The 17962-nt window shown below is 63.3% G+C and carries 30 protein-coding genes; 29 read left to right on the top strand and 1 reads right to left on the bottom strand.

Annotation, left to right across the window (positions count from 1 at the left end; all coding sequences use genetic code 11):
• The 29 genes from AC2A1N_RS18005 to AC2A1N_RS17865 all read left to right on the top strand — a co-directional run.
• Positions 1 to 331 (top strand): EF-Tu C-terminal domain-related protein (locus AC2A1N_RS18005; protein WP_484372598.1); only part of this gene is annotated, 331 nt, incomplete at its 5' end.
• A 332-nt stretch (positions 332 to 663) separates the two neighbouring features.
• The gene (gene rpsJ / locus AC2A1N_RS18000) at positions 664 to 975 is read left to right on the top strand and encodes a 30S ribosomal protein S10 (RefSeq protein WP_005408208.1); all 312 of its coding nucleotides are present in this window, start codon (positions 664 to 666) and stop codon (positions 973 to 975) included.
• Positions 976 to 986: 11 nt separating this feature from the next.
• Positions 987 to 1637 carry a 50S ribosomal protein L3 gene (gene rplC / locus AC2A1N_RS17995; RefSeq protein ID WP_004145336.1) on the top strand — a complete coding sequence of 217 codons (651 nt, stop codon included), beginning with the start codon at positions 987 to 989 and terminating at the stop codon, positions 1635 to 1637.
• A 12-nt stretch (positions 1638 to 1649) separates the two neighbouring features.
• Entirely contained in the window at positions 1650 to 2255 is a 606-nt protein-coding gene (rplD, locus tag AC2A1N_RS17990; protein ID WP_005415412.1) for a 50S ribosomal protein L4, read from the top strand.
• On the top strand, positions 2252 to 2551 hold the full coding sequence (gene rplW / locus AC2A1N_RS17985) for a 50S ribosomal protein L23 (RefSeq protein WP_004145338.1): 300 nt from the start codon (positions 2252 to 2254) through the stop codon (positions 2549 to 2551). The genes rplD and rplW overlap by 4 nt, the downstream gene beginning before the upstream one ends.
• A gap of 10 nt (positions 2552 to 2561) precedes the next feature.
• A complete protein-coding gene (gene rplB, locus AC2A1N_RS17980; protein WP_004145339.1) occupies positions 2562 to 3389 on the top strand; it encodes a 50S ribosomal protein L2 in 828 nt (275 codons plus the stop codon).
• A 6-nt stretch (positions 3390 to 3395) separates the two neighbouring features.
• Positions 3396 to 3665, top strand: coding sequence for a 30S ribosomal protein S19 (rpsS, locus tag AC2A1N_RS17975; protein ID WP_005415413.1), 270 nt, complete (start codon positions 3396 to 3398; stop codon positions 3663 to 3665).
• Positions 3666 to 3677: 12 nt separating this feature from the next.
• Positions 3678 to 4013 (top strand): 50S ribosomal protein L22, encoded by a 336-nt coding sequence (rplV, locus tag AC2A1N_RS17970; RefSeq protein ID WP_004145348.1) that lies wholly within the window; start codon positions 3678 to 3680, stop codon positions 4011 to 4013.
• A gap of 18 nt (positions 4014 to 4031) precedes the next feature.
• Positions 4032 to 4766 (top strand): 30S ribosomal protein S3, encoded by a 735-nt coding sequence (gene rpsC, locus AC2A1N_RS17965; protein WP_005415414.1) that lies wholly within the window; start codon positions 4032 to 4034, stop codon positions 4764 to 4766.
• 5 nt (positions 4767 to 4771) lie between these two features.
• Positions 4772 to 5185 carry a 50S ribosomal protein L16 gene (rplP, locus tag AC2A1N_RS17960; protein WP_004154486.1) on the top strand — a complete coding sequence of 138 codons (414 nt, stop codon included), beginning with the start codon at positions 4772 to 4774 and terminating at the stop codon, positions 5183 to 5185.
• Positions 5185 to 5370, top strand: coding sequence for a 50S ribosomal protein L29 (rpmC, locus tag AC2A1N_RS17955; protein WP_004154487.1), 186 nt, complete (start codon positions 5185 to 5187; stop codon positions 5368 to 5370). Before rplP ends, rpmC begins: the two co-directional genes overlap by 1 nt.
• A gap of 11 nt (positions 5371 to 5381) precedes the next feature.
• Complete coding sequence (gene rpsQ / locus AC2A1N_RS17950; RefSeq protein ID WP_004154489.1) at positions 5382 to 5651, top strand: 30S ribosomal protein S17; 270 nt, start codon at positions 5382 to 5384, stop codon at positions 5649 to 5651.
• Positions 5652 to 5663: 12 nt separating this feature from the next.
• A complete protein-coding gene (gene rplN, locus AC2A1N_RS17945) occupies positions 5664 to 6032 on the top strand; it encodes a 50S ribosomal protein L14 (protein ID WP_010483978.1) in 369 nt (122 codons plus the stop codon).
• A 16-nt stretch (positions 6033 to 6048) separates the two neighbouring features.
• On the top strand, positions 6049 to 6366 hold the full coding sequence (gene rplX / locus AC2A1N_RS17940; RefSeq protein WP_004154490.1) for a 50S ribosomal protein L24: 318 nt from the start codon (positions 6049 to 6051) through the stop codon (positions 6364 to 6366).
• A gap of 11 nt (positions 6367 to 6377) precedes the next feature.
• Positions 6378 to 6920, top strand: coding sequence for a 50S ribosomal protein L5 (gene rplE / locus AC2A1N_RS17935; RefSeq protein WP_005415416.1), 543 nt, complete (start codon positions 6378 to 6380; stop codon positions 6918 to 6920).
• 18 nt (positions 6921 to 6938) lie between these two features.
• Positions 6939 to 7244 carry a 30S ribosomal protein S14 gene (rpsN, locus tag AC2A1N_RS17930; protein WP_005408209.1) on the top strand — a complete coding sequence of 102 codons (306 nt, stop codon included), beginning with the start codon at positions 6939 to 6941 and terminating at the stop codon, positions 7242 to 7244.
• Between the two features lie 258 nt (positions 7245 to 7502).
• The gene (gene rpsH / locus AC2A1N_RS17925; RefSeq protein WP_005408210.1) at positions 7503 to 7901 is read left to right on the top strand and encodes a 30S ribosomal protein S8; all 399 of its coding nucleotides are present in this window, start codon (positions 7503 to 7505) and stop codon (positions 7899 to 7901) included.
• 18 nt (positions 7902 to 7919) lie between these two features.
• Positions 7920 to 8444, top strand: coding sequence for a 50S ribosomal protein L6 (rplF, locus tag AC2A1N_RS17920; RefSeq protein ID WP_049416175.1), 525 nt, complete (start codon positions 7920 to 7922; stop codon positions 8442 to 8444).
• Between the two features lie 32 nt (positions 8445 to 8476).
• Positions 8477 to 8830, top strand: coding sequence for a 50S ribosomal protein L18 (rplR, locus tag AC2A1N_RS17915; RefSeq protein WP_004154495.1), 354 nt, complete (start codon positions 8477 to 8479; stop codon positions 8828 to 8830).
• Positions 8831 to 8991: 161 nt separating this feature from the next.
• Positions 8992 to 9534 carry a 30S ribosomal protein S5 gene (rpsE, locus tag AC2A1N_RS17910; protein ID WP_005415419.1) on the top strand — a complete coding sequence of 181 codons (543 nt, stop codon included), beginning with the start codon at positions 8992 to 8994 and terminating at the stop codon, positions 9532 to 9534.
• Positions 9527 to 9718 (top strand): 50S ribosomal protein L30, encoded by a 192-nt coding sequence (gene rpmD, locus AC2A1N_RS17905; RefSeq protein WP_005408214.1) that lies wholly within the window; start codon positions 9527 to 9529, stop codon positions 9716 to 9718. The genes rpsE and rpmD overlap by 8 nt, the downstream gene beginning before the upstream one ends.
• Positions 9719 to 9724: 6 nt before the next feature.
• Positions 9725 to 10168, top strand: coding sequence for a 50S ribosomal protein L15 (rplO, locus tag AC2A1N_RS17900; RefSeq protein ID WP_004154498.1), 444 nt, complete (start codon positions 9725 to 9727; stop codon positions 10166 to 10168).
• A gap of 7 nt (positions 10169 to 10175) precedes the next feature.
• Positions 10176 to 11543 carry a preprotein translocase subunit SecY gene (secY, locus tag AC2A1N_RS17895; protein ID WP_061480558.1) on the top strand — a complete coding sequence of 456 codons (1368 nt, stop codon included), beginning with the start codon at positions 10176 to 10178 and terminating at the stop codon, positions 11541 to 11543.
• A gap of 347 nt (positions 11544 to 11890) precedes the next feature.
• On the top strand, positions 11891 to 12247 hold the full coding sequence (gene rpsM, locus AC2A1N_RS17890; protein WP_004154500.1) for a 30S ribosomal protein S13: 357 nt from the start codon (positions 11891 to 11893) through the stop codon (positions 12245 to 12247).
• A gap of 11 nt (positions 12248 to 12258) precedes the next feature.
• Positions 12259 to 12648, top strand: a complete 390-nt coding sequence (gene rpsK / locus AC2A1N_RS17885; RefSeq protein ID WP_004145443.1) for a 30S ribosomal protein S11 — start codon at positions 12259 to 12261, stop codon at positions 12646 to 12648.
• A 15-nt stretch (positions 12649 to 12663) separates the two neighbouring features.
• Positions 12664 to 13293, top strand: a complete 630-nt coding sequence (gene rpsD / locus AC2A1N_RS17880) for a 30S ribosomal protein S4 (RefSeq protein WP_004145446.1) — start codon at positions 12664 to 12666, stop codon at positions 13291 to 13293.
• A gap of 55 nt (positions 13294 to 13348) precedes the next feature.
• Positions 13349 to 14347, top strand: coding sequence for a DNA-directed RNA polymerase subunit alpha (locus AC2A1N_RS17875; RefSeq protein ID WP_005408216.1), 999 nt, complete (start codon positions 13349 to 13351; stop codon positions 14345 to 14347).
• 190 nt (positions 14348 to 14537) lie between these two features.
• On the top strand, positions 14538 to 14921 hold the full coding sequence (gene rplQ, locus AC2A1N_RS17870; RefSeq protein WP_005408217.1) for a 50S ribosomal protein L17: 384 nt from the start codon (positions 14538 to 14540) through the stop codon (positions 14919 to 14921).
• A 162-nt stretch (positions 14922 to 15083) separates the two neighbouring features.
• Positions 15084 to 15590 carry a disulfide bond formation protein B gene (locus AC2A1N_RS17865; RefSeq protein WP_061480557.1) on the top strand — a complete coding sequence of 169 codons (507 nt, stop codon included), beginning with the start codon at positions 15084 to 15086 and terminating at the stop codon, positions 15588 to 15590.
• A gap of 64 nt (positions 15591 to 15654) precedes the next feature.
• On the opposite strand, the gene AC2A1N_RS17860 is transcribed toward AC2A1N_RS17865, so the two are convergent.
• Positions 15655 to 17781, bottom strand: coding sequence for a TonB-dependent receptor (locus AC2A1N_RS17860; RefSeq protein ID WP_484373046.1), 2127 nt, complete (start codon positions 17779 to 17781; stop codon positions 15655 to 15657).
• Positions 17782 to 17962: the final 181 nt, after the last annotated feature.

Below are 17962 nucleotides of genomic sequence, written 5' to 3'. Positions count from 1 at the left end.
CGACGTCGAGCGTGGCCAGGTGCTGGCCAAGCCGGGCACGATCAAGCCGCACACCAAGTTCGAAGGCGAAGTGTACGTCCTGTCGAAGGATGAGGGCGGCCGCCACACCCCGTTCTTCAACGGCTACCGTCCGCAGTTCTACTTCCGCACCACCGACATCACCGGCGCCGCCAAGCTGCCGGAAGGCGTCGAAATGGTGATGCCGGGTGACAACGTCAAGATGGAAGTCACCCTGATCAACCCGGTGGCCATGGACGAAGGCCTGCGCTTCGCCATCCGCGAAGGCGGTCGTACCGTCGGCGCCGGCGTGGTCTCGAAGATCATCGAGTAATCTGGTAGTATCTGCGCCCCGATGTTGCCTGGGTAGGGCATCGGGGCGTATCAAATGGGAAAGCAGGCACAGGATGTGCCTTGTGTTCCCCGGACCAGGAAGGGTCAATGCCATTCAGGCGGCGTCAACAGGCGACTGTTGACAGCTGCCTTGCGTGCCATTATGCTTCTACGTCTGGGCAGGCCGGGTAACTGGTCTGCCTACGTTTTTGAGGTCCATGGATTGACCTTGGCGGCATGCAGGACTGCGGGCCGTCCGTATTCAGGAATTTCATGGGGCAAAGCAACCCAGAGGCTTTGTCTGTCGCTCTTTTAACGAAGGAACCTACCGCCATGGCGGACCAAAAGATCCGGATCCGGCTGAAAGCGTTCGATCATCGTCTGATCGACCGTTCGGCCAGCGAGATCGTTGAAACGGCAAAGCGGACCGGCGCGCAAGTGCGTGGCCCGATCCCGCTGCCGACCAAGATCGAGCGTTACACCGTTCTCGTTTCCCCGCACGTCGACAAGGACGCGCGTGACCAGTACGAGACCCGCACGCACAAGCGCGTGCTCGATATCGTTGACCCGAATGACAAGACCGTGGACGCGCTGATGAAGCTCGAACTGGCTGCCGGCGTCGACGTTCAGATCAAGCTGACCTGAGGACTACGACCATGACGAAGAAGTATTCGTTGGGCTTCGTGGGCCGCAAGGCCGGCATGAGCCGCGTGTTCACTGAAGATGGCCGCTCCATCCCGGTGACCCTGATCGAAGCAACCCCGAACCGCATCGCGCAGATCAAGACCGTCGAAACCGACGGCTACAGCGCCGTGCAGGTGACCGTCGGCGCGCGTCGCGCTGCCCTGGTCAACAAGCCGGAAGCCGGCCACTTCGCCAAGGCGAAGGTGGAAGCGGGTCGTGGCCTGTGGGAATTCCGCGTTGAAGACGCGCAGCTCGGCGATTTCGCCGTTGGCGGCGAAGTCAAGGCGGACATCTTCGAAGTCGGCCAGATCGTCGACGTCCAGGGTGTCACCAAGGGTAAGGGCTTCCAGGGCACCATCAAGCGCCACAACTTCCGTATGGGCGATGCAACCCACGGTAACTCGCTGTCGCATCGCGCGCCGGGTTCGCTGGGTCAGCGCCAGACCCCGGGTCGCGTTTTCCCGGGCAAGAAGATGTCGGGCCACATGGGCGCGGTGCAGCAGAGCACCCAGAACCTGGAAGTGGTCAAGGTCGACGTCGAGCGCGGTCTGATCGCGGTTCGCGGCGCCGTTCCGGGCGCGGCGGGTGGCGATGTGATCGTCCGTCCGGCGAGCAAGGCATAAGGAGAGATGACGATGGAACTCGTTATCACGGGTAGCAACAACAAGGTCTCGGTCTCCGAAGCCGTGTTCGGTCGCGATTTCAGCGAAGATCTGGTCCACCAGGTCGTCGTTGCTTACCGCAACGCCGGTCGCGCCGGCACCAAGGCACAGAAGACTCGCTCCGAAGTGGCTGGTACCACCAAGAAGTCGAAGAAGCAGAAGGGCGGCGGCGCGCGTCATGGCGCACTGACGGCTCCGATCTTCGTCGGCGGCGGTGTCACCTTCGCGGCCAAGCCGCGCAGCTTCGAGCAGAAGGTCAATCGCAAGCAGTACCGTGCCGCCATGTGCGCGATCCTGTCCGAGCTGAACCGTCAGGGCCGTCTGACCATCGTGGAGGCCTTCGACGTCGAAGCCACCAGCACGAAGGGTCTGATCGCCAAGCTGGCCGGCCTGGAAGTGGGCAAGCGCCCGCTGATCGTCACCGAGGAAGCGTCCGAGCACCTGTACCTGTCCGCCCGCAATCTGCCGTACGTGCAGGTGCGTGACGTGCAGGGTCTGGACCCGGTCTCGCTGGTGGGTGCCGACACGGTCGTCATCACCGCTGACGCGGTCAAGAAGGTCGAGGAGTGGCTGGCATGAACAGCAACGAAAAAATCTTCAGCGTGCTGCGTGCCCCGCGTGTCTCGGAAAAGACCGCGCGCCTGCAGGAACTCTCCAATCAGTATGTCTTCGAAGTTTCGAACGAAGCCACCAAGGCCGATGTAAAGGCCGCGGTTGAGCAGCTGTTCGACGTCAAGGTCGAAGCCGTCAACGTGGTCAACGTCAAGGGCAAGAACAAGTCCTTCCGTAACCGTGCTGGCCGCCGCGGCGATTGGCGCAAGGCGTACGTTCGCCTGGCCGACGGCCAGTCGATCGATGTAACGGCCAAGGCCTGAGGTACATCCCATGCCATTGATGAAATTCAAGCCCACCTCCCCCGGCCGCCGTTCGGCCGTGCGCGTGGTCACCCCCGACCTGCACAAGGGTGCTCCGCACGCCGCGCTGGTCGAGTCGCAGAGCCGCTCGGGTGGTCGTAACCACCACGGTCGCATCACCGTGCGTCACGTCGGTGGTGGTGCCAAGCAGCACTACCGCATCATCGACTTCAAGCGCAACAAGCTGGGCATCCCGGCGCGCGTGGAACGCATCGAATACGATCCGAACCGCACCGCCCACATCGCTCTGCTGTGCTACGTCGACGGTGAGCGTCGCTACATCATCGCCCCGAAGGGCCTGAAGGCTGGTGATCAGGTGATCGCTGGTTCGGACGCCCCGATCAAGGCCGGCAACACCCTGCCGCTGCGCAACATCCCGGTCGGCACCACCATCCACTGCATCGAACTGAAGCCGGGCAAGGGCGCTCAGATCGCTCGCGCCGCTGGTGCGGCCGTGCAGCTGGTGGCTCGTGAAGGCATCTACGCCACCCTGCGCCTGCGCTCGGGTGAAATGCGCAAGGTTCCGGTCGAGTGCTGCGCCACCATCGGCGAAGTCGGCAACGACGAGCACAGCCTGGAAAAGCTGGGCAAGGCCGGTGCCAAGCGTTGGCGCGGCGTCCGCCCGACCGTTCGTGGTGCTGCCATGAACCCGGTTGACCACCCGCACGGTGGTGGTGAGGCCAAGGCCGGCCAGGGTAACCCGCATCCGGTCACCCCGTGGGGTGTCCCGACCAAGGGTTACAAGACGCGCCATAACAAGCGCACTCAGCAGTTCATCGTCCGCGATCGTAGGGGCTAATCGACCATGGCACGTTCACTCAAGAAGGGCCCGTTCGTCGATCACCACCTCGTCAAGAAGGTGGAGGCCGCTGCGGGCAGCAAGAAGCCGATCAAGACCTGGTCGCGCCGTTCGATGATCCTGCCTGACATGGTAGGCATCACCATTGCCGTGCATAACGGCAAGAACCACATCCCGGTTCTCGTCAACGAGAACATGGTCGGCCACAAGCTCGGCGAATTTGCCATCACCCGGACCTTCAAGGGTCACGGTGGTGACAAGAAGTCGGGCAAGTAAGGAGAGATGACAATGGAAGCGAAAGCCATCCTGCGCACTGCGCGCATCTCCCCGCAGAAGGCTCGTCTGGTCGCTGACCAGGTGCGCGGTCTGCCGGCCGAACGTGCGGTCAACCTGCTGAAGTTCTCGGACAAGAAGGCTGCCCACCTGATCAAGAAGGTGGTGGAGTCGGCAATTGCCAACGCCGAGAACAACCAGGGCGCCGACGTCGACGAGCTGAAGGTTCAGACCATCATGGTTGATGAAGGTCCGACCCTGAAGCGTTTCATGGCGCGGGCGAAAGGCCGCGGTACCCGCATCCTCAAGCGCACCAGCCACATCACTGTGGTTGTGGGCGCCGCCAAGTAAGCGGATAAGGAAAAGACCATGGGTCATAAAGTTCATCCGATTGGTATCCGCCTCGGCATTTCCAAGGACTGGAACTCCAAGTGGTACGCCAACAAGGCCGAGTTCGCTGGTTACCTGGCAGCCGACCTGAAAGTGCGCGACATGCTGCGCAAGAAGCTGGCTCAGGCCGGCATCAGCAAGATCCTGATCGAGCGTCCGGCCAAGACCGCTCGCGTGACGATCCACACCGCCCGTCCGGGCGTGGTGATCGGCAAGCGCGGTGAGGACATCGAGAAGCTGCGCAAGGAAGTGAGCGAGATGATGGGCGTCCCGGCGCACATCAACGTCACCGAAGTGCGCAAGCCGGAACTGGACGCGCAGCTCGTTGCCGAGTCGATCGCCCAGCAGCTGGAGCGTCGCATCATGTTCCGCCGTGCAATGAAGCGCTCGGTCGGCAACGCGATGCGCCTGGGTGCCCTGGGCATCAAGGTCAACGTTGGTGGCCGCCTCAACGGTGCAGAAATCGCCCGTTCGGAGTGGTACCGCGAAGGCCGCGTGCCGCTGCACACCCTGCGTGCCGACATCGACTATGGCTTCGCTGAAGCCAAGACGACCTACGGCATCATCGGCATCAAGGTCTGGATCTACAAGGGCGAGGTCTTCGATTTCTCCCAGGTTGGCCAGGAAAAGCAGGACGACACCCCGTCGCGCAACGATCGTCACGATCGCGGCGACCGTGGTGACCGTCAGCGCCCGGCCCGTGAAGCGAGGTAACGACAATGTTGCAACCCAAGCGAACCAAGTACCGCAAGGTACACAAGGGCCGTAACGATGGCCTGAGCTGGAGCGCCAACGCTGTCAGCTTCGGCGAATACGGCCTGAAGGCAACCGCACACGGTCAGCTGACCGCGCGTCAGATCGAAGCGGCCCGCCGCTCGATCAGCCGCTACGTCAAGCGCGGCGGCAAGATGTGGATCCGCGTGTTCCCCGACAAGCCCATCACCAAGAAGCCCATCGAAGTCCGAATGGGTTCGGGTAAGGGTAACGTGGAATACTGGGTGGCCCAGATCCAGCCCGGCCGCATGATCTATGAAATCGAGGGTGTTTCCGAGGAAGTGGCTCGCGAGGCGTTCCGCCTGGCCGCCGCCAAGCTCTCGGTCACCACCACTTTCGTGACCCGTACGGTGCGCTGATGGATATCAAAACTCTCCGTGAAAAGTCGGCTGACGAACTCAAGGCCCACCTGATCGACCTGCGTAAGGAACAGTTCTCTGTCCGTATGCAGCAGGTCACCGGGCAGCTGCCGAAGACCCACGACATTCGCCGGGTCCGTCGCGAGATTGCTCGCGTCAAGACCCTGCTCGGCAGCACGAAGTAAGGATGGCCGCTATGAGCGACAATACTGAAAAGAAGACGCTGCGCACGGTCGAAGGCCGTGTCGTCAGCAACAAGATGGACAAGACGGTTACCGTCCTGGTTGAGCGTCAGGTCAAGCACGCGCTGTACGGCAAGTACATCAAGCGCTCGACCAAGCTGCACGCCCACGATGCCGACAACGCCTGCAAGGAAGGCGACGTCGTCCGCGTGACCGAGATTGCTCCGATGTCCAAGACCAAGAACTGGCGCGTGGTGGAAGTCATCACGCGTGCGGCTGAATAAGGAGTCTGAATCATGATCCAGATGCAGAGCTACCTTGACGTCGCGGACAATTCGGGTGCCAAGCAGGTGATGTGCTTCAAGGTGCTGGGTGGTTCCAAGCGCCGTTACGCCGGTATCGGCGACATCATCAAGGTCACCGTGAAGGATGCGATTCCGCGCGGCAAGGTCAAGAAGGGTGAAGTGTATGACGCCGTCGTGGTGCGTACCCGCAAGGGTGTGCGTCGCGCCGACGGTTCGCTGATCCGCTTCGACGGCAACGCTGCCGTCCTGCTGAACAACAAGCAGGAGCCGATCGGTACCCGTATCTTCGGGCCGGTGACCCGTGAACTTCGTTCGGAGAAGTTCATGAAGATCGTCTCGCTCGCTCCCGAAGTGCTGTGAGCGACAGGAGATAATCATGGCTAACCGTATCAAGAAGGGCGACCAGGTTGTCGTCAACGCTGGCAAGGACAAGGGCAAGCAGGGCGAAGTCGTCCGCGTCGACGGCGACCGCGTGGTCGTCGCCAACGTGAACATCGTCAAGCGCCACACCAAGCCGAACCCGCAGGCAGGTGTTGCCGGCGGCGTGGTCGAGCGCGAAGCTTCGATCCATATCTCCAACGTGAACGTGCTGAACCCGGCTTCGGGCAAGGGCGAACGCGTTGGCTTCAAGGTGCTGGAGGATGGACGCAAACTGCGTGTGTTCCGCTCCAGCGGTGAGGCGCTCGACGCCTGAGGAATGTGAAGATGACTTCCCGTCTCGAAAAGATCTACAAGGAAGAAGTGGTGCCGGCGCTGATGAAGCAGTTCGGCTACACCAATCCGATGGAAGTACCGAAGCTCGTCAAGGTCACCCTGAACATGGGTGTCGGCGAGGCTGCCACCAACAAGAAGATCCTGGAAAACGCCGTCGCGGACATGACCAAGATTTCCGGCCAGAAGCCGGTTGTCACCAAGTCGCGTATCTCGGTTGCGTCGTTCAAGATCCGTGATGGTTGGCCGATCGGCTGCAAGACCACGCTGCGTCGCCACAAGATGTACGAGTTCCTGGACCGCCTGATCAACATCTCGCTGCCGCGCGTGCGCGACTTCCGTGGTGTTTCCGGTCGTTCCTTCGACGGCCGCGGCAACTTCAACATGGGTGTGAAGGAACAGATCATCTTCCCGGAAATCGACTTCGACGCCGTCGACGCGATCCGCGGTATGGATATCGCCATCACCACCACTGCGAAGACCGACGCGGAAGCGAAGGCGCTGCTGGCAGCGTTCAAGTTCCCGTTCCGTAACTGATCTGTCGAGGAAACCGAAATGGCAAAGACCTCCATGGTCAACCGCGACATCAAGCGGGAAAAGCTGGCCAAGAAGTACGCTGAGAAGCGTGCGGCTCTGAAGAAGATCGTGTCCTCCGTGGACGCGACCTACGAAGAGAAGATCGACGCCGCAACCAAGCTGGCCAAGCTGCCGCGCGATTCGTCGCCGAGCCGCCAGCGCAACCGTTGCGAGCTGTCGGGTCGTCCGCGTGGCGTGTACAGCAAGTTCGGCCTCGGCCGCAACAAGCTGCGCGAAGCCACCATGCGTGGCGACGTCCCGGGCCTGCGCAAGGCCAGCTGGTAATCCCAGCCGGCCCTGCGATCAGGAGCCCCCTCGGGGGCTTCTGAACCGGGGGAGGGAGGCGTTCAGCTTCCTTTCTGCGAAAAAACCCGAAGAGCCCGGCGCAAGTCGGGCTCTTTTGGCGTATACTCCCGCGTCTTGCCCTGCGCAAACGGGGTTGTAGGAGTGGGCCCCGGCCCGCTGCATCAAGGGACCTGGCCCGTTTCCAGGAGACAACAGATTTTCGCGAAAGCGGATATCGGTGCACTCAAAGGTACTCATATGAGCATGACTGATCCCATCGCCGACCTGCTGGTCCGCATCAAGAATGCGGCTGCGGTTGGCAAGCAGACGGTGAAAGCCCCGTCGTCCAAGATCAAGGTTGCGATCGCCCAGGTCCTGAAGGACGAGGGTTACATCACCGACCTGCGCGTGACCCAGCTGGAAAACAACAAGTCCGAGCTGGAAATCGTGCTGAAGTATTTCGAAGGCAAGCCGGTCATCGCGACCCTGAAGCGCTTCTCGCGTTCGGGCCTGCGTCAGTACCGCGGCAAGAGTGAGCTGCCGAAGGTCATGAATGGCCTGGGCATCTCCATCATTTCCACCTCCAAGGGCATCATGACTGATGCGCAGGCGCGCCAGCTGGGCGTCGGCGGCGAAGTCCTGTGCTTCGTGGCCTAAGGCGAAAGGAGTAGAACTATGTCCCGCGTAGCCAAGAAGCCCGTCACCCTGGGTAAGGTCGAACTGAACGTCCAGTCGGAAAGCATCACCGTCAAGGGCCCGAAGGGCACCCTGTCGCTGGTCAAGCCGGCCGGTATTGCCATCAACGTCGACAGCGGCGTTGCCACCCTGAGCACCGAGAGCGCCGACCTGGTCGCGCTGACCGGTACCGTGCGCGCGATCCTGGCCAACATGGTCAAGGGCGTGTCCGAAGGCTTCGAGCGCAAGCTGGAGCTGGTCGGCGTGGGTTACCGTGCTGCCATGCAGGGCAAGGATCTGAGCCTGTCGCTCGGTTTCTCGCATCCGGTCGTGTTCGTCGCGCCGGAAGGCATCACCATTTCCACCCCGACCCAGACCGAGATCCTGGTCCAGGGCGCTGACAAGCAGGTCGTCGGTGAAGTCGCCGCCAAGATCCGTGCGTTCCGCAAGCCGGAGCCGTACAAGGGCAAGGGCGTGAAGTACTCCGACGAAGTCATCATCCGTAAGGAAGCCAAGAAGGCCTAATTAGGCGCTTCCGCTTTCAAGGAAAAAACATCATGAACAAGAACATCGCCCGCCTGCGTCGCGCCAAGTCGACCCGCGCCCACATCCGTGAGCTCGGCGTCGCCCGCCTGTCGGTGCTGCGCACCGGCCAGCACCTGTACGCCCAGGTCTTCACCGCTGACGGTTCGAAGGTGCTGGCTGCCGCCAACACCACCCAGACCGACGTCAAGGAAGGCCTGAAGAACGGCAAGAACGCCGATGCCGCTGCCAAGGTCGGCCGCATCGTTGCCGAGCGCGCCAAGGCCGCCGGCATCGAGAAGGTTGCCTTCGATCGTTCGGGCTACCGCTACCACGGCCGCATCAAGGCCCTGGCAGAAGCCGCCCGCGAAGCCGGCCTGCAGTTCTAAGGGATCAGGGCAGGGGGCCGATGGCCTCCTGCCCACCTGCTCGCCAGCCTGAGCGAGGCTGGACGGCGCCGCTCTTCTGCAGCGGCCCACCGGAACAATGCGTCACTCCACAACCATAAGCGGCCCCGAGCCGTACATACCCAAACAACCAAGGAATCAACATGGCAGAAGAGCGTCAGCAGCGGGGTCGCGATCGCGACCGTAACCGCGAAGAAAAGATCGACGACGGCATGATCGAAAAGCTGGTCGCGGTCAACCGCGTCAGCAAGACCGTCAAGGGTGGCCGCCAGTTCACCTTCACCGCCCTGACCGTTGTCGGCGACGGCGAAGGCAAGGTCGGTTTCGGTTATGGCAAGGCCCGCGAAGTGCCGGTCGCCATCCAGAAGTCGATGGAACAGGCCCGCAAGAACCTGGTCAGCGTTGACCTGAACAACGGCACCCTGTGGCACACCATCAAGGATGGTCACGGCGCAGCCCGCGTGTTCATGCAGCCGGCTTCGGAAGGTACTGGCGTCATCGCCGGTGGTGCCATGCGCGCCGTGCTGGAAGCCGTTGGCGTGAAGAACGTGCTGGCCAAGGCCACCGGTTCGCGCAACCCGATCAATCTGGTGCGCGCCACCGTGAAGGGCCTGACTGCTGCGCAGTCGCCGGCCCGCATCGCGGCCAAGCGCGGCAAGAAGGTGGAGGAACTCAACCATGGCTAATGAGTCCAACAAGACTGTGAAGGTCCGCCTGGTGCGTGGCCTGCGTGGCACCCAGTCGCGTCACCGCCTGTCGGTGCGTGCCCTGGGCCTGAACAAGCTCAACGATGTGCGTGAACTGAAGGACAGCCCGCAGGTGCGCGGCCTGATCAACAAGGTTCAGTACCTCGTCCAGGTTGAGGAGTAATCGACCATGACTCTGCGTCTCAATGAACTGAGCCCGGCACCGGGCGCCCGCACCGAGCGCACCCGCGTCGGCCGCGGTATCGGCTCGGGCCTGGGCAAGACTGCCGGCCGCGGCCACAAGGGTTCGTTCGCCCGCAAGGGTGGCGGCAAGATCAAGGCTGGCTTCGAAGGCGGCCAGACCCCCATGCAGCGTCGTCTGCCGAAGATCGGCTTCCGTTCGCCGATCGCCAAGGACACCGCTGAAGTGCTGCTGTACGCGCTGGACAAGCTGCCGGCCGGTGAGATCGACTTCGCCGCCCTGCGTGCTGCCAAGCTGGTCCCGAGCACTGCCAAGAAGGCCAAGGTCGTCGTCAAGGGCGAAGTGACCAAGGCGTTCACCCTGAAGGGTATTGCTGCCACGGCTGGTGCCAAGGCTGCGATCGAAGCTGCCGGCGGCAGCGTAACGGAGTAAGAAAATCATGGCGCAAGCTGGCATCGGTAACCTCGCGGGCGGAATGGGCAAGTTCACTGAACTTCGCCAACGTTTGCTGTTCGTCGTCGGGGCTTTGATCGTCTATCGCATCGGCTGCTACGTGCCGGTGCCGGGCGTCAATCCCGATGCCATGCTTGCCATGATGCAACAGCAGGGCGGCGGCATCGTGGACATGTTCAACATGTTCTCGGGCGGCGCCCTGCACCGTTTCAGCATCTTTGCGCTGAACGTGATGCCGTACATCTCGGCATCGATCGTGATGCAGCTGGCCGTGCACATCTTCCCCGCCCTGAAGGCGATGCAGAAGGAGGGCGAGTCCGGCCGCCGCAAGATCACCCAGTATTCGCGCATCGGCGCCGTGCTGCTGGCAGTGGTTCAGGGCGGTTCGATCGCGCTGGCCCTGCAGGGGCAGGTTTCGCCGTCGGGCGCTCCGGTCGTGTACGCCCCCGGCATGGGCTTCGTGCTCACCGCGGTGGTCGCACTGACTGCCGGCACCATGTTCCTGATGTGGGTCGGTGAGCAGGTCACCGAACGCGGTATCGGCAACGGCGTGTCGCTGATCATCTTCGCCGGTATCGTCGCCGGCCTGCCGGGTGCGGTCATCCACACCTTCGACGCCTACCGCGACGGTAACATCCAGTTCATCCAGCTCCTGCTGATCGCCGTCGTCGTGCTCGCCTTCACCTTCTTCGTGGTGTTCGTGGAGCGCGGCCAGCGCCGGATCACGGTCAATTACGCGCGCCGCCAGGGCGGTCGCAACGCGTACATGAACCAGACCTCGTTCCTGCCGCTGAAGCTCAACATGGCCGGCGTCATCCCGGCGATCTTCGCCTCGAGCCTGCTGGCCTTCCCGGCCACCCTGGCCATGTGGTCCGGCCAAGCTGCCAACCAGAGCAGCTTCGGCCAGGTCCTGCAGAAGGTCGCCAATGCCCTGGGCCCGGGCGAACCGCTGCACATGATCGTGTTCGCTGCGCTGATCACCGGTTTCGCGTTCTTCTATACCGCGCTGGTGTTCAATTCGCAGGAAACCGCCGACAACCTGAAGAAGTCGGGCGCTTTGATTCCGGGCATCCGTCCGGGCAAGGCCACCGCCGACTACATCGACGGCGTGCTGACCCGCCTGACCGCGGCCGGCTCGGCCTACCTGGTGATCGTCTGCCTGCTGCCCGAACTGATGCGCACGCAGCTGAATGCCTCGTTCTACTTCGGTGGCACGTCGCTGCTGATCGTGGTGGTGGTGGTGATGGACTTCATCGCCCAGGTGCAGGCACACCTGATGTCCCACCAGTACGAGAGCCTGCTGAAGAAGGCCAACCTGAAGGGCGGCAACCGCGGCGGTTTTGCCCGCGGCTGACAGGCCTGTTATACTTTCGTCTTCCTGACGTGATGGTCCCTCCGCTTCGCGGACTCCGGCCACACAAACGAAGGGCGGCCCCCGCAGCGGTTCCGGGTGGGGGTGTGATGAGGTGGTCCCGCGCTGGAGTAGCGCGGGCGGCCCCGGGGGAAACCCCAGGTCCAACCCCATCCGGCGCCGGAGCCTGGGCACACTCCCCAGGCCGGGTTCATGAAACCAATGGTTTCACGGGCTTCCATGTAAACCGGAACCTTGTTAGTATCGCTAGTTCACTTTTTTGATCCATCCTGCCGGATTGGCGTGCCCGAGGCGCGCTGTCGGCCATCACTCAGCTGGAGAACCGCGTCATGGCGCGTATTGCAGGCGTCAACCTGCCAGCCCAGAAGCACGTCTGGGTCGGGTTGCAAAGCATTTACGGCATCGGCCGTACCCGTTCGAAGAAGGTCTGCGAAGTCGCAGGCGTTGCTTCGACCACCAAGATCCGCGATCTGTCGGAGCCGGAAATCGAGCGCCTGCGCGCCGAAGTCGGCAAGTACATCGTGGAAGGCGATCTGCGCCGTGAGATCGGCATCGCGATCAAGCGCCTGATGGACCTGGGCTGCTACCGCGGCCTGCGTCACCGTCGTGGCCTCCCGCTGCGTGGCCAGCGCACCCGTACCAACGCCCGCACCCGCAAGGGTCCGCGCAAGGCGATCAAGAAGTAAGGGACTGAGAAATGGCTAAGCCCGCTGCTAAGACCAAGAAGAAGATCAAGCGCGTCGTCACCGACGGCGTTGCCCACGTCCACGCTTCGTTCAACAACACCATCGTCACCATCACCGATCGCCAGGGCAATGCTCTGTCGTGGGCGACCTCCGGTGGCGCTGGCTTCCGCGGTTCGCGCAAGTCGACCCCGTTCGCTGCCCAGGTGGCTGCTGAAAAGGCCGGTCGTGCTGCGCTGGACTACGGCGTGAAGTCGCTGGAAGTCCGCATCAAGGGCCCGGGTCCGGGCCGTGAGTCGGCCGTGCGTTCGCTGAACAACGTCGGCTACAAGATCACCAACATCATCGACGTGACGCCCATCCCGCACAACGGGTGCCGTCCGCCGAAGAAGCGTCGCGTCTAAAGGGAGCGATAAGAAATGGCTCGTTATATCGGTCCTACCTGTAAGCTCGCCCGCCGCGAAGGCGCCGACCTGTCCCTGAAGAGCCCGGCGCGTGCGCTGGACTCCAAGTGCAAGCTGGAGCAGAAGCCCGGCCAGCACGGCGCCACTGCCCGCAAGGGCAAGCTGTCCGACTACGCCACCCAGCTGCGTGAAAAGCAGAAGGTCAAGCGTATCTACGGCCTGCTGGAGCGTCAGTTCCGCAACTACTACAAGAAGGCCTCGACCAAGAAGGGCAACACCGGCGAGAACCTGCTGCAGCTGCTGGAAACCCGCCTGGACAACGTCGTCTACCGCATGGGCTTCGCCGTGACCCGTCCGGCTGCCCGTCAGCTGGTGTCGCACCGCGGCGTCACCGTGAATGGCAAGTCGGTCAACCTGGCTTCGTACCAGGTCAAGGCTGGCGACGCCATCGCTCTGTCCGAAAAGGCTGCCAAGCAGCTGCGCGTCCAGGAAGCCCTGACCGTCGCCGCCCAGCATGACCTGAGCCCGTCGTGGGTTGAAGTGGATTCCGGCAAGTTCACCGGCATCTTCAAGGCTGTTCCGGATCGTTCGGATCTGCCTGCGGACATCAACGAAGCGCTGATCGTCGAGCTGTATTCGAAGTAATTCACATTGGAGAGCCCCCGGCGACGGCCGGGGGTTCACTAGGAGAACCCGCAACATGACGGTTACCGCCAACCAGGTTCTGCGTCCTCGCGGTCCGCAGATCGAACGCCTTACCGACACCCGTGCAAAGGTCGTTATCGAACCTTTGGAGCGGGGTTACGGGCATACGCTGGGCAACGCCCTGCGTCGCGTGCTGCTGTCGTCCATCCCGGGCTTCGCCATCACGGAAGTCGAAATCGACGGCGTGTTGCATGAGTACACCACGGTCGAAGGTCTGCAGGAGGACGTGCTCGAAGTCCTGCTCAACCTGAAGGACGTGGCCATCCGTATGCACTCCGGCGACAGCGCCACCCTGTCCCTGTCCAAGCAGGGCCCGGGCGTTGTCACCGCTGCCGACATCAAGGTCGACCACAATGTGGAGATCCTGAACGGCGACCATGTGATCTGCCACCTGACCAAGGACACGGCAATCAACATGCGTCTGAAGATCGAACGTGGTTTCGGCTACCAGCCGGCTGCCGCGCGTCGTCGTCCGGACGAAGAAACCCGTGCCATCGGCCGCCTGGTCCTGGATGCCTCGTTCTCGCCGGTCCGCCGTGTCGCCTATGCCGTGGAAGCGGCGCGTGTCGAACAGCGCACCGACCTGGACAAGCTGGTCATCGATATCGAGACCAACGGCACCATCGACGCCGAGGAAGCCGTGCGCACCGCCGCCGACATCCTCAGCGACCAGCTGTCGGTGTTCGGTGACTTCACCCACCGCGACCGCGGTGCGGCCAAGCCGGCCAACAACGGCGTGGATCCGGTGCTGCTGCGCCCGATCGACGATCTGGAGCTGACCGTGCGTTCGGCCAACTGCCTGAAGGCTGAAAGCATCTACTACATCGGCGATCTGATCCAGAAGACCGAAGTGGAGCTGCTGAAGACCCCGAACCTGGGCAAGAAGTCGCTCACCGAGATCAAGGAAGTGCTGGCTCAGCGCGGCCTGTCGCTCGGCATGAAGCTGGAGAACTGGCCGCCGGCCGGCGTCGCCAGCCACGGCATGCTGGGCTGATATCGGCAATGCCTGAAGGCTCCACCGTTCGCGGTGGGGCCTTCAACGCAACACAACATGCCACGACGAACCCCAGGTTCGCGGGCAGGTCGTCCAGGACGGGCGGCCAGGACCATCCGCAGTCCGCGCAGCAACGCCAGGATGGCGACAACGATCCGCACAGCCTCATCATTAACCAAGGAATATCACCATGCGTCACCAGAAGTCTGGCCGTAAGTTCAGCCGCACCAGCGCCCACCGCGAAGCGATGTTCAAGAACATGGCCGCCTCGCTGTTCAAGCACGAGCTGATCAAGACCACCCTGCCGAAGGCCAAGGAACTGCGCCGCGTTGCCGAGCCGCTGATCACCCTGGCCAAGGTCGACTCCGTCGCCAACCGCCGTCTGGCCTTCGCCCGCCTGCGCGACAACGAAGCCGTGGGCAACCTGTTCACCATCCTGGGCCCGCGCTACGCGAACCGTCCGGGCGGCTACCTGCGCCTGCTGAAGTGCGGCTTCCGCGCTGGCGACAACGCGCCGATGGCCTACGTCGAGCTGGTTGACCGTCCGGTCGTGGCCGAGGAAGTGGCCGAGTAATCGGACCGCTCCAACGCGACACAGCGAAAGCCCGGCCTCTGCCGGGCTTTTGCGTTTCTGCGGGATCTGACCCGCACCGTTCCGACAGGCGTCACCTGTGGCGGTTCGAATGGCGCGCACTCTCGGTTACGCTTGGCGCCTTGATCCATTCGAGCGTTGACGATGAATCCACTGCGCTGGCCCTTCCGCGCCCAGTTCCTTCTGGGCTTCCTGATCTGCGCGGGCCTGCTGGGCTACGCGATCTTCCTGCAGCTGAAGATGGGCCTGGAGCCGTGTCCGCTGTGCATCTTCCAGCGGCTGGCGTTCGCCGCGCTGGGCCTGCTGTTCCTGATCGGTGCACTGCACGGGCCCTGCAACCGTCCTGGCCGGGCAACCTACGGCGTGCTCGCCTTCATTGCCGCCGCGGTCGGCGTAGGCATCGCTGCGCGCCACGTCTACGTGCAGATGCTGCCACCGGAGATGGGGGCGACCTGCGGCCCGCCGCTGAGCTTCCTGCGCGAGACCATGGGGCCGCTGGAAGTGTTCCGCACGGTGCTGACCGGTACCGGCAACTGCGGCAATATCGACTGGACGTTCCTGGGCCTGACCATGCCGATGTGGTCGGGCGTGTGGTTCGTGCTGCTGGCGCTGTGGGCGCTGGTGGTGTCGCTGCGCAAGGTCAAGCGCTGAACTAAGGCGGGGTCGGAGCCCTCTCCTGCGGAAAGGGGGTCCGACCCCAGGCACCCTGGCGTCCTCAGAAATCCTGCTGCAGGCTCAGGTAGGCGCCACGGCGCGGTCCCCACTGCGGGGCGAACACGCCGACGCCACCGCCATCGCGCAGTTGGTAGCTGCGGTCCAATGCATTGATGACCGCCAGCTGCACATGCAGCGGATGGCCGCTGTCGGCATTGAAGTCATGCCCGGCGCTGAGGTTCACCTGCAGGTAGGACGGCAGCTCGCCGCCGTTGGGCACGCCCTCGATGTCCGAACGCAGGCCGCTACCGAACACGTAGTTGGCGCCGACCCGGTTGTGGCCGGCGAAGGCGTAGCTGAAGCCGCCCGATGAGGTCAGCTTCTGGTCGTGGTCGAGGTGGATCCAATGGTTGGCCACATAGGCCAGCGCGTCCGGATCGAGGTTGTACTGGCCGGTGATGACCTGGGTACCGATGGCCTTGTTGAACGCCGCGTTGACGTAGGCGCTGAACGGACCGTCGCTGTAGTCGGCACTGAACTCCAGGCCATGGATATGGCCGCGGCGGTAGTTGAACGTCGAATAGATGTAGGCGGCACCGAACTGGCCTTCGTCCTGCAGGCGTGCGACGCGTCGGTCATAGGCATCCAGGCCCAGGGTCAGGTGTTCGCCCACCTGCTGCGACACGCCGATGTCGTAGTAGTCGCTGCGCTCGGCCAGTGGCGTGTTGTTGCCGCCGCTCGGCTGCTGGTTGGTGGTGCCGTCGTACAGCGCGATATCGCTGCTGGCGATCAGCTCACTGGCCGGTGGCGTGAAGTAGCGCGAATAGCCGGCATGCACGGTGGTGCTGTCGCTGGCATTCCAGGCCACGCCCACGCGGGGGCTGAGCTGGCCCTCGGTGTGGCCAATGGCCTTGTAGCGATCTCCGCGCAGGCCGTAGTTGACGGTCCAGTCGTCGCCGATCTTCCATTCATCCTGCACGTACAACGCCTGCGTGCTGGCATGGAAGGCACTGTGGTCAGGTATCAGCAGCGGCGTGGTGCTGGACTGCTGGCCGGCGTCATCGACCGGGAACACCCAGCTGCTGTTGCTGGCCCGCGCGTTCTCGTAGTTGCCATACAGGCCATAGCGCAGCGTGTGGTCGCTGCCCAGTGGGGTGGAGAAATCGGCCTGCAGCGTGTTGGCGCGGTTGCTGCGCTGCACCTGCGAGGCGACGCCACTGAATACCAGGTCGCCGATGACATCCGGGTTGAACGCCACATCGCTGTAGCGCTGCCCGGCAGACAGTTGGTAGGCGGTGCTGCCCAGCGCGCCCTGCAGCACCAGCATGCCGAAGCGGGTGGTCTCGCGCTGGGTTTCATCCAGCTGGCTGGAGTCGAAGGTGGTGGTGTCCAGGTAACCGAACTGCGGGGTCTGCCCGGGGTTGACCGGGATCTGGAAGCGATTGTTGGCGAAGCCGGCGAACACGCTCAGGCGCGTGTTCTCGTTGACCAGGTAGGTGAGGTCAGCGAACGCTTTGCCCTGGTGGGTGTCGTCGTGCAGCGGCTTGCGCGAGCGGGTCGGGTTCTCCAGGCCAACCTCGTTCTGGTCGTAGTTGCCGGTCAGGAACCAGCTCCATCGCCCCTGGTTGCCCCACCACGAGGCATTCGGATTGATCTTGCCGAACGAGCCTGCGGTCAGACCGGCGCTGCCGCCATTGCCGAGCTCGGCGCCATTGCGGGTGCTGATGTCGACCACTGCAGCGGTGCGCTCGCCGAACTGCGCCGGCAGCGCGCCATCCATCAGGCGGATGCTCTTGATGGTGCGTGCATCCAGTGTCTGGCCGAAGCCGGAGATCGATTCGGGCAGCAGCACGCCATTGATGCGGTACTGCAGATTGGCGTGGTCGCCGCGCACGTGCACGCCGCCATAGGAATCCTGGACCACGCCCGGGGCCTGCAGCAGTACCTGGCTGAGCGGCGCGGAGGCACCCAGCGGCTGCTTCTGGATGTCCTCGGCGGTGATCTGGTACTGGCTGCTGCCGATGTCCGGCGACAGCGCGTTGCGGGCCTGGTCGAGCTGGGCGTGGACGGTGACTGCGTCCAGATCCTTGACGGAGGAAGAGGTGTCGTCGGTCGTTGCGGCGAAGGCGGGCAGGCTGGCCAAGGCCAGGGCGAAGGCAATGCCGGTAGCGAGGGGTGAGGGCTTCATGGTGAGAGAGGGGGCGGCTGGGTGTGGAAGGGGCCGGTCCATGACGTGGAAGTGTTACTCCGTAACAGATCATGCGCCTGTCCCGTGCGGCTGGCCATGCTGGATCTGGCTGCTGGCGTTGGCCTTTCCCTGCCGTTCAGGTGGCCGGGGCGGCGGGGATGGGCCTTTGCGTCGGCGGCTG

This window comes from Stenotrophomonas maltophilia group sp. SKK55 (assembly GCF_057179845.1).
This window is presented reverse-complemented; position numbering and strand designations above follow the sequence as displayed.